8 protein-coding genes are annotated in these 8,418 nt (G+C 63.4%); 5 read left to right on the forward strand and 3 right to left on the reverse strand.

Features of this window, described 5'->3' with window-relative positions; translation table 11 throughout:
* Positions 1–63: 63 nt before the first annotated feature.
* On the reverse strand, positions 64–921 hold the full coding sequence (locus tag AC2ETI_RS26510; RefSeq protein WP_019748684.1) for a mycofactocin-coupled SDR family oxidoreductase: 858 nt from the start codon (positions 919–921) through the stop codon (positions 64–66).
* Between the two features lie 229 nt (positions 922–1,150).
* Here AC2ETI_RS26510 and AC2ETI_RS26515 point away from each other — a divergent pair, with 229 nt between their 5' ends.
* The 5 genes from AC2ETI_RS26515 to AC2ETI_RS26535 all read left to right on the forward strand — a co-directional run bounded on the left by AC2ETI_RS26515 (position 1,151) and on the right by AC2ETI_RS26535 (position 6,380).
* Positions 1,151–2,617 (forward strand): aldehyde dehydrogenase, encoded by a 1,467-nt coding sequence (locus AC2ETI_RS26515; protein WP_133727441.1) that lies wholly within the window; start codon positions 1,151–1,153, stop codon positions 2,615–2,617.
* A 60-nt stretch (positions 2,618–2,677) separates the two neighbouring features.
* Positions 2,678–3,427, forward strand: coding sequence for an SDR family oxidoreductase (locus AC2ETI_RS26520; RefSeq protein WP_007728639.1), 750 nt, complete (start codon positions 2,678–2,680; stop codon positions 3,425–3,427).
* Positions 3,424–4,368: an NAD(P)-dependent oxidoreductase gene (locus AC2ETI_RS26525; protein ID WP_483634640.1), complete on the forward strand. Its 945-nt coding sequence runs from the start codon at positions 3,424–3,426 to the stop codon at positions 4,366–4,368. The genes AC2ETI_RS26520 and AC2ETI_RS26525 overlap by 4 nt, the downstream gene beginning before the upstream one ends.
* Positions 4,365–4,826 carry a carboxymuconolactone decarboxylase family protein gene (locus AC2ETI_RS26530; RefSeq protein ID WP_084325651.1) on the forward strand — a complete coding sequence of 154 codons (462 nt, stop codon included), beginning with the start codon at positions 4,365–4,367 and terminating at the stop codon, positions 4,824–4,826. Before AC2ETI_RS26525 ends, AC2ETI_RS26530 begins: the two co-directional genes overlap by 4 nt.
* Positions 4,827–4,913: 87 nt before the next feature.
* A complete protein-coding gene (locus AC2ETI_RS26535; RefSeq protein ID WP_020907950.1) occupies positions 4,914–6,380 on the forward strand; it encodes an FAD-dependent oxidoreductase in 1,467 nt (488 codons plus the stop codon).
* A 10-nt stretch (positions 6,381–6,390) separates the two neighbouring features.
* Here AC2ETI_RS26535 and AC2ETI_RS26540 read toward each other — a convergent pair whose 3' ends face one another.
* Both AC2ETI_RS26540 and AC2ETI_RS26545 read right to left on the reverse strand, forming a co-directional pair.
* Positions 6,391–7,227 (reverse strand): helix-turn-helix domain-containing GNAT family N-acetyltransferase, encoded by an 837-nt coding sequence (locus AC2ETI_RS26540; RefSeq protein ID WP_021334000.1) that lies wholly within the window; start codon positions 7,225–7,227, stop codon positions 6,391–6,393.
* Positions 7,228–7,329: 102 nt separating this feature from the next.
* On the reverse strand, positions 7,330–8,352 hold the full coding sequence (locus tag AC2ETI_RS26545) for an alpha/beta hydrolase (protein WP_355334355.1): 1,023 nt from the start codon (positions 8,350–8,352) through the stop codon (positions 7,330–7,332).
* Positions 8,353–8,418: the final 66 nt, after the last annotated feature.

The raw sequence follows: 8,418 nt of genomic DNA on the forward strand, positions 1-8,418 counted from the left end.
CAACGAAATGGGGAAACTTCGAAAATTCACCACTCACAGGCAGCCACGAAGCGAAAAGTTCTACTACAGACCGATCTTCATCCCGGCACCAGCGTCCACGCGCAGTTGCTGCCCGGTGACGAATCGCGACTCGTCCGAGGACAGGTACACGACCGCATGCGAGATGTCCGCGGGCTCGACCCACGGAGTCGGCATCGCCTGCATGAACGGGAACGTCACTGCCGCATCCTCGGCGGTCGGATTCTCGAGGTCGGGACGGAACGTCCGGTACATCGGCATGCTCTGCAACATGTCGGTGTTCACGTTGGTCGGATGAATCGCGTTGACGCGAATGGAACTCGGCCCGAGAGTCAGTGCCAACGAACTGGTATATGCCTGAATCAGCTTCTTGGCCAGTCCGTATCCGTCGCCACCCGGACCCTGGAGCGCCTGCTGCCCGTTGAATCCGGTCTGTGGCACCAGACCGGCAACAGAGCCGATCGCGATGATCGAACCCCCTTCGCCGAGGTATTCCATCGACGCGTGCACTGTATTGACGACACCGAGAAAGTTCACATCGAACGCGTCGACGAAACCGGCAGTCGACACGTGCTTGCCGAGCGGACAGATACCGGCGTTCGCCACGACGACATGCAATCCGCCCAACTGACCTACCGCCTCGGCAAGTGCCGTTTCGAGTCCGGCGCGATCGCGGACGTCGACACGTGCCGTCACCACCTGCTGTCCGGTCTCTTTCACCAGTCGAGCCGTTTCCTCGAGATCGGCAGGACTGGCGAGCGGGTATTCGTTGCTGGCGATGTCTGCGCACAGATCGAAGGCGATGATGTGCGCGCCCTCCCGTGCGAGATGAACGGCATGACTGCGCCCCTGACCTCGAGCAGCACCGGTCACCAGCACCACTTTTCCGTCAACTCTGTTCATTTCGACCTCTCTCCCGTGAATGTGAAGGCGTGTACGTGAAGGCGTGCATGTGAAGGCGTGGTTGTGAATGTGCGGTGAACCGTAGCCGCGCCGCCCCGGACACGAGGCGCTTTTCACCGAAGCAGATCCCGAGACGCTCTCGAAATCTCTTATGCCCCAGAAACCATTGCCTCAACCACGAGTGTGAACTAGAGTCCAGACACATGTCCAGAAAGAGAGGGTTCGCGTTATGACGCTTCGACCCGCAGACAGTTCTGCACTTCTCGTCGACGGAAAGCTGGTTCCCGGATCCGGTGGAACCTTCGAAGTTTTCAACCCGGCCACCGAGGAACTGATCGGCCGTGCGGCCGAAGGCACCACCGCGGACATGGACGCGGCCATTGCCGCGGCGCGCCGTGCGTTCGACGAGACCGAATGGGCACGCGATCACGGGTTTCGCGCTCGCTGCCTGCGCCAACTGTGCGACGCACTCCAGTCCCACATCGAGGAGTTGCGTGAGATCACCGTCGCCGAGGTCGGCGCACCCGTCATGCTGACGAGCGGTCCGCAACTCGAAGGCCCGATCGAAGATCTTCGCTACTGGGCTGACCTGATCGAAACCTATTCGTGGGAACAAGATCTCGGGCATGCGTCACCCATGGGGATTCCGACCCATCGCCGACTGCTCAAGGAAGCGGTCGGCGTCGTCGGCGCAATCACACCGTGGAACTTCCCGCACCAGATCAATTTCGCCAAACTCGGCCCCGCCCTCGCGGCCGGCAACACCATCGTTCTCAAACCCGCGCCGGACACGCCCTGGTGCGCCGCGCTGGTCGCCAAGGTGATTGCAGAAGAAACCGAGATCCCGGCGGGCGTCGTCAACGTGGTGACGTCGACAGATCACTCTCTCGGCGCGCAGCTGTGCAGCGATCCGCGCGTCGATCTCGTGTCCTTCACCGGTTCCACCGCCACCGGACGCACGGTGATGGCCGCGGCCGCGCAAACCCTCAAGAAGGTCTTCCTCGAACTCGGGGGCAAGTCCGCATTCATCGTCCTCGACGACGCGGACATCAAGGGTGCATGCTCGGTTGCCGCGTTCTCCGTGTGCGTTCATGCCGGTCAGGGATGCGCACTCAGTACTAGACTTCTCGTGCCGCGCGCTCGGTACGAAGATGCTCTGGCCGCGGCCTGCGCCGCGATGGCGGGTATCCGAGCCGGTGACCCCAGCGCGCGCGGAACGGTGTGTGGTCCGGTCATCTCCGCGCGCCAGCGCGCCAGGGTGGAGAGCTACCTCGCCCTCGCGGTCGAAGAGGGCGGCACGATCGTGACGGGTGGAGGCCGACCCGACGATCACCAGAGCGGCTTCTTCGTCGAACCCACTCTCATTGCCGGGCTGGACAACTCGTCTCGCGTAGCGCAGGAGGAGATTTTCGGGCCCGTTCTCGTGATCATTCCGTACGACAACGACGACGACGCTATCCGGATTGCCAACGATTCCCCCTACGGCCTGTCCGGGTCGGTGTGGGGCGCCGATCCCGATCGCGTCGCGCACGTCGTTGCCGGTGTCAGAACCGGAACGCTGAGCGTCAACGGCGGCGTCTGGTATTCGGCCGACGCACCGTTCGGCGGCTACAAACAATCCGGGATCGGCCGCGAAATGGGCCTCGCCGGTTTCGAGGAATACCTCGAAACCAAGCTCGTCGCTTCACCTTCCTGACATTCCACACCCTCACCCCACACCCTCACCACAGAATCATCACCACGAAAGTAGGTCGACATGGGACGTTTCGACGGTCGCACCGCGATAGTCACCGGAGCAGCGCAGGGTATCGGAGAGGCATATGCCCGCGCTCTGGCCGCGGAGGGGGCCAACGTGGTCGTGGCGGACCTCAATCGCGAACTCGGTGAAGCTGTCGCCAAGCAGATCACGGCGGACGGTGGAAGTGCCGTGTTCAAGGACGTCGACGTCGCCGACGGGGAGTCGACTGCGGCACTTGCCGACTTCACGATCGAGCAGTTCGGTAGCATCGAGCATCTGGTGAACAACGCTGCCATCTACGGCGGAATGAAGATCGATTCCCTGTTGACGGTGGACTGGGACTACTACCGAAAGTTCATGAGCGTCAACATGGACGGCGCATTGCACGTGTGCCGGGCGGTCGTACCTCATATGCGCGCGAAGGGCGGTTCGATCGTCAACCAGTCCTCCACAGCAGCCTGGCTGTACTCGAATTACTACGGACTCGCGAAAGCCGGCGTCAACAGCCTGACACAACAACTCGCGACCGAACTCGGCTGGTCGAATATCCGGATCAACGCCATCGCTCCCGGTCCCATCGACACGGAGGCGACTCGAACCGTCACCCCCGGCAACATCGTCAAGGACATGGTGAAGCGAATCCCGTTGCAGCGCATGGGAACGCCGGAGGATCTCGTCGGCATGTGCCTGTTCCTTCTCTCCGACGACGCAGGCTGGGTGACCGGGCAGATCTTCAACGTCGACGGAGGCCAGGTGTACCGGTCATGACGGAATCGGCGCCGAAAGCCAGCGCTTCGAAAACCAGACTGGGATACATCGGCCTAGGCAACATGGGCGCGCCGATGGCGCAGCGCCTCCTGGACTGGCCGGGCGGACTGGTGGTGTGTGATGCCCGCGCAGAAGCGCTCGAACCGTTCACCACTGCGGGCGCGAGCGCAGCATCGACGCCCGCCGACGTTGCAGCGCAGGCGAGCATCATCTCCGTCACGGTGCTCGACGACGCGCAGGTACGCGAGGTTGTGTGCGGGCCGCACGGGATCCTGTCGATCGCACAGCCAGGCACTGTCATCGCGATTCACTCCACTATCTCGGACACCACGGCGGTGGAACTCGCTGACATCTGTCACCAGCGTGGTGTTCTGCTGGTCGACGCGCCGATCAGTGGCGGTGCCGGCGGCGCAGCGCAGGGCAGGTTGGCAGTGATGATCGGCGGCTCCGACGAGGCGTTCGAAGCCGTCCGCGAGCCCTTCGGATCCTGGGCCGAGCTGGTGGTTCACGCCGGTGACGTCGGCGCGGGAACGCGAATGAAGCTCGCACGCAACCTTCTTCACTTCGTCTCGTTCACCGCCACGACCGAGGCCGCGCGACTCGCCGAAGCAGCAGGACTCGATCTCCGCACGCTCGGAAAGGTCGTCAGGCACACCGATGCGATCACTGGTGGCGCGGGCGCGATCATGCTCCGCGACACCACCGCACCGGTCTCGGAGGACGACCCGTGGTTCTCGATACTGCGGCATGTTCGCAATCTCGGGGAGAAGGACTTGGCCTTGGCCATCGACCTCGGTGATCGGCTGAATCTCGACCTGCCGCTCGCGCACCTTGCGCTCGCCGGACTCGGTGCCGGTCTGGGCGTCGGGAATGACAGCGAAGACAGGCCGGCCGAACCTTCAACGGCATCTTCGGCATCTACTACTCGGGAGCACGCATGACCGACACCACTCACCTGACCGATGCCGGTGGAACCGACGAAAGCCGCATCTCCGAGGCCCGCGCTCGTGGCGTCGCGAAGATGAACGAGGTGTACGGCTGGGAGCTTCCCGCCGACGTTCCCGGCGACTTCTTCGCGGTCACCGCCGACCACCTCTTTGCCGACATCTGGACGCGACCGGGACTGTCGGTGCGTGATCGGCGACTACTCCTGATCGGTGCCATCACCGCCCAGGGGCAGAACGATGTGGCAAAGATCCAGATCAACGCTGCTCTCCACAACGAGGAGTTGACCGAGCAGCAGTTCGAAGAGGCCGCGATCTTCCTGTGCCACTACGTCGGCTGGCCGCTGGCCACGGGACTCAACAATGCGCTGATCGCCGTGAAGGCCGACAGACGTAAAGCCGCGCGCGTCAAGGAGAAGGCCGCGGCCGATTCCGCGAAAACGGACACCGACTGACTTTCGGTCGAGATACTGCCATCAAGGCATCAATCACACCCACCGATTCCCCCACCAACCAACCAGAAGAACGAAGGATCCGAATCCATGGCCGAGGCCAGCTCAATCCGTCCGCAGTCCGCCGCAAGCATCGAGCAGTGGGACTTCGAGGCTGACGTCGTCGTCGCCGGCTACGGCATTGCCGGAGTGAGTGCTTCGATCGAGGCCGCGCGAGCGGGCGCCGACGTATTGGTGCTCGAGCGCACGAGCGGCTGGGGCGGCGCTGCGGCGCTGGCAGGTGGATTCATCTATCTGGGCGGCGGGACCCCGTTGCAGCAGGCACTCGGGTTCGAGGACTCCCCCGCCAACATGAAATCATTCATGATGGCCGCACTCGGGCCCGGCGCCGACGAGGAGAAGATCACCGACTACTGCGAAGGCAGCGTCGAGCACTACAACTGGCTCGTCGACAACGGTGTGCCGTTCAAGGAAAGTTTCTACGGCCAACCCGGCTGGGAAACACCCTTCGACGACGGACTCATGTATTCCGGCGGCGAGAACTCGGCACCGTTCAACACGATCGCGACACCGGCCCCTCGCGGGCACGTGCCGCAGATGAGCGGCAAGCGCACCGGGGAGAAGGGCGGTGGTTTCATGTTGATGAAGCCACTGATCGAGACGGCCGAAAGCCTCGGCGTACGAGCAGAATACGACATGCGAGTCCAGCGCCTGGTCGTCGACGGAGATCGAGTAGTCGGCATCATCGCCAAGCAGTACGGCAAGGAAGTGGCAGTTCGAGCACGCACGGGTGTCGTACTGGCGACGGGAAGCTTCGCCTACAACGAAGCGATGATCCAGTCGTACGCCCCACGGCTGATCGGGCGCCCCGGTGCGGCTATCGAAGAGCACGACGGCAAGGCCATCCAGATGGCGCAGGCACTCGGGGCCGACCTCGCACACATGGACGCAACAGAGGTCGCATTCTTCGGCGACCCCCAGTTGATGATCCGCGGCATTCTCGTCAACGGACGCGGCCAGCGCTACGTCAACGAAGACACGTATCCGGGAAGAATCGGCCAGGAGACGCTGCTGCGCAACGAGAATCAGGCCTACCTGATCATCGACGAAGCTTCCTACGAAGAGGGCTGCGCCGCCGACAGTTCCACACCGTTCTTCAGATTCCAGCCCAAGTGGGTGGCCGAGACCGTCGAGGAACTCGAATCCGACATGGGCCTGCCGGAAGGCACCCTTCAGTCGACGGTCGAGGTCTACAACCGGCACGCCGCCCGTGGTGAAGACCCGGTACTCGGTAAGAAGAAGGAGTGGGTCAAGCCGATCGGCTCACCCGTCGCTGCGCTCGATCTTCGCAATTTCACCGCCGGATTCACGCTCGGCGGCCTGCGCACGTCGATCAACTCGGAGGTCATCCACGTCTCCGGCGAACCGATCCCGGGTTTGTTTGCCGCTGGACGCTGCACCGCCGGCGTCTGCGCCGGTGGATACGCCTCCGGAACGTCGCTCGGTGACGGCAGCTTCTACGGGCGACGCGCGGGAATCAGCGCTGCCAAGGGTTGAGTGTCTCTTCTCAAATGTCAGCGTCCTCAATGTCAGCGTCCTCGCTGCGACGTTCGAGGAACAACGTGTCACGCCACCTGCCACCGAGTTGAGCGATACGCGAGCGAGTGCCGACGATTCGGAATCCGACGGCCTGATGCAAGGCGACACTCGCCCGGTTCTCCGGGAAGATCGACGACTGCACCGTCCAGATCTCGCTGGCGTCGGCGGCTTGCACCTGTCGGCGAAGCAGCAGCTTGCCCACGCCGCGCCCGCGAGCGCCGCTACCGATGTAGATGGAGTTCTCGGCGACCCCGCGGTAGCAATCACGCGAGGACACCGGGCTCAGGCTCGCCCAGCCTTCGACTCGGCCGTCGATCTCGGCGACCCATCGATGATCGGGCAACCATTGCGCTTCGAGCTTCTCGGCTGACGGCACCGACGTGGTGAACGTCGCGGTTCCGGTGTCGATTCCTTCGCGGTAGATCGAGCGCACGGCATCCCAGTCGCCGGATTCCATGCGGCGCAGCACCACATCGTCGGGAAGAACTCCCAGTGTGTCTTCGACCGGGCCACGCGCAGCCACGACGGCGGCCGCTGCCATCAGATCGGAGTATGCCGTTCCGGCAACACTGACAACCGAAGTGCCTTCACGCACCGAAGCCTCGACAAAACCGACCTCGATCAAGGCCTCGAGGTGAGCACTCAGCGCCGACGGCGCGAGTGATGCGGCGTGTGCAATCGTGTCGACGTCGATCGGACCGCCGGCAGCGAGTCGGAGCACTCGCAGCCGCGTCGGATCACCAAGGCACGCAAACCTGCGCGCAAGTACATCGGTGTCGAGGGGCGCGAGTGTTTCTGAACTCATGTGGCGACTATAACGCCGCTGACCTGCAGTTCGGTCGGCTAGGTGGGGCGAGCGGGCCCCGAAGTGAGAAACAACTCAGCCGCCGATCCTCGGGTTCACCGGCTAACGCGCACCGATCGACTCGGCAATCATCGACCACGAGTTGTGAAGATCGTCCTGCCAATAACCCCAGGAGTGAGTGCCGGTTGCCCGGAAATCATAGGTGGCCGGGATGCCCAGGGAGTCGAGCCGCTCGGCCAAACGCTGGGTGCACTGGTTCGTCCCGGCCTCGATGACTCCACCCACGATCACCTGGTTCGCCAGAACGCCGAGGTCGCCGTTGACCATCGGTCCGCCCAGATTCTCGTGTGGGCCGGGCAGGCCCGATCCATTGCTGATGTAGAGGTCGACGCCCCGCAATCTCTCGGCGTTGACCACAGGATCGTTGGCTACCCAGCCCGGACCGCCGGGAGGACCCCACATGTTGTCCACGTTGCCGCCGCGGAATCCGACCACGAATCTCACGTAGTCCTGACCGGGTTGAGTACTCGTCTCGGCGCACCCGCTGAAAGCACCGACGGCACGGTAAACGGATGGCGCCGCCTCGGCCAGGCTCAGAACCGAGGTACCTGCCATCGACAATCCGGCAACGGCATTCACACCCGTCGTCCCGAGCGTGGCATCGACGATCGGTGGCAACTCCTCGGTGAGGAACGTGGTCCACTTGTTCAGCCCGAGAACAGGATCGGGCTTCTCCCAGTCGGTGTAGTAGCTGTAGGCACCGCCGATCGGGTTGACGACGTTGACGTTCTTGTCGCCGAAGAAGTCGACGACGTCTGTGCGTGTCTGCCACGTCGCCGTGTCCTCGCCTCCGCCCGCGCCGTTGAGCAGGTAGAGAGTCGGCCGGGGCGCACTCGTGTCTGCCGGCCGAATCACCTCGAGTGGGATCACCTTGTCCATTGCAGCGGAGTAGACATACATCGTCAGCTGACGGGCGTTGATTTCCTCGACGTGATCGAGAGCTGAACCACCTGAAGGGGATGTTCGCGCCTGATCAGCCGAGGCAAGCGCCGCTTCACCGAACAATCCCGTCCATGCGACGAGGGCGACGACCAGTATCGCCCGAGTACGTCCGATCCTTCTCATTGCCGCTCCTCGTGCTCGATTGCGGTGCCCGGCAACAGCTCGGTGGCGCTCGCTTCACGGGCGTGC

The organism is Rhodococcus sp. MurmanLake-1 (assembly GCF_056945715.1).

Bases quoted from the DNA above. Each gene is read 5' to 3' on its own strand.
- AC2ETI_RS26530 (WP_084325651.1), top strand. From the start codon at position 4,365: ATGACCGACACCACTCACCTGACCGATGCCGGTGGAACCGACGAAAGC.
- AC2ETI_RS26520 (WP_007728639.1), top strand. From the start codon at position 2,678: ATGGGACGTTTCGACGGTCGCACCGCGATAGTCACCGGAGCAGCGCAG.
- AC2ETI_RS26535 (WP_020907950.1), top strand. From the start codon at position 4,914: ATGGCCGAGGCCAGCTCAATCCGTCCGCAGTCCGCCGCAAGCATCGAG.
- AC2ETI_RS26515 (WP_133727441.1), top strand. From the start codon at position 1,151: ATGACGCTTCGACCCGCAGACAGTTCTGCACTTCTCGTCGACGGAAAG.
- AC2ETI_RS26510 (WP_019748684.1), bottom strand. From the start codon at position 921: ATGAACAGAGTTGACGGAAAAGTGGTGCTGGTGACCGGTGCTGCTCGA.
- AC2ETI_RS26540 (WP_021334000.1), bottom strand. From the start codon at position 7,227: ATGAGTTCAGAAACACTCGCGCCCCTCGACACCGATGTACTTGCGCGC.
- AC2ETI_RS26545 (WP_355334355.1), bottom strand. From the start codon at position 8,352: ATGAGAAGGATCGGACGTACTCGGGCGATACTGGTCGTCGCCCTCGTC.
- AC2ETI_RS26525 (WP_483634640.1), top strand. From the start codon at position 3,424: ATGACGGAATCGGCGCCGAAAGCCAGCGCTTCGAAAACCAGACTGGGA.